The organism is Parabacteroides sp. AF39-10AC (genome assembly GCF_003635405.1).
Taxonomy (GTDB): domain Bacteria; phylum Bacteroidota; class Bacteroidia; order Bacteroidales; family Tannerellaceae; genus Parabacteroides; species Parabacteroides distasonis.
On the sequence record NZ_QTLP01000055.1, the window covers coordinates 7573 to 8781 of the forward strand.

General features: G+C 45.3%; 2 protein-coding genes. Both read left to right on the forward strand.

Annotation, left to right across the window (positions count from 1 at the left end; translation table 11 throughout):
• Positions 1–108: 108 nt before the first annotated feature.
• Complete coding sequence (locus tag DW033_RS23715) at positions 109–531, forward strand: dihydrofolate reductase family protein (protein ID WP_004291474.1); 423 nt, start codon at positions 109–111, stop codon at positions 529–531.
• Positions 532–769: 238 nt separating this feature from the next.
• A partial coding sequence (locus DW033_RS23720; protein ID WP_118147919.1) for an RteC domain-containing protein occupies positions 770–1209 on the forward strand: 440 nt, incomplete at its 3' end.

A 1209-nucleotide genomic window follows, 5' to 3' on the forward strand; every position in this document is an offset into this window, starting at 1 on the left:
TAGCGTGCATTCACGTACTCTCCGTAAAGGCTTTACCAGAGCCATCGCTTGAAGGTAGTGTGAATTGCACGCTACTTTTTTACCCTTGCCTAACGAAAGGAAACGATTATGGGTAAAGTTCAGATTCTCGCCGTACTGACGATGGACGGATGTCTTTCTTCAGAGTTATATGATAAAGCACATCAGGATTTGTGCCTTGACCGTTGCGGTCTTGATGAAATCAGGAAGAAAGCCTTTTACCGTGTGACACCGGACTATTCCATTTCAATGCTGCACGAATGGAGAAAAGACTGCACAAACATCCGTTACCTCGCGGAAGCCACACCGGACACGGCAGACTATATAAACGGACTGCTGCGGATGCACGCTGTGGATGAAATCATACTATACACCGTTCCTTTCATATCCGGAAGCGGACGACATTTTTTTAAGTCGGCTCTGCCAGAGCAACACTGGACGCTTTCCTCTTTGAAAAGCTATCCCAACGGTGTATGTCGCATTATCTATATCCTTGATAAAAAAGCAAGATAGCCAAAATGTGCGGCAAGCATACATTTCTATTTTCAGGAATAGAATAAATGTTCCGATTACAAACAATTTAAGTCGGAGATAATTTGTCCTTGTGAAAAAATACTGAATTTTATACCTCTGAAATCCAGCACTTTGTAAAATTGAGTGTTGGATTTTTTATTTTCTGCCGCGTTTTTTGCCAATTATATTCATGTGCGCACGCAGAAAACAAAGTGTAATTTTCAAAATTGACAGAACCATGAATTATTTCTTGCTGGCGGAAACCGACTTTTTCCGCCTGATAAACGAAGCCGGCGACTGCAATATGGAAACGGCATACACGGCTTTCGCCACCCAAGTGATCGAACTGTGCAACGGCGGCATGGACATGAACCTTACCGTCATCGCGCTTGCCTACATCGAAATCGAGTTGCAGCACCATCCCGTACGTAATCTGTCAGAAGAAAAAAGAGAGATTGCCGCCTACGTCAGCAAGGCTCTGTCTTTCGTAAGAAAGATGCAGAAATTCCTTGCCACGCCCCAAGTGCCACCACTAATATCCGCCAACAACGCAACAGAAACCACCGCCAGCCTTCTTCAATGGACGGGCAATGCCATCGACCTCGTGGAACTTATCTACGGCATAGACGTGATGGGCTGCATCAACAACGGCAATATGCCGCTCAAACAGCTCGCCCC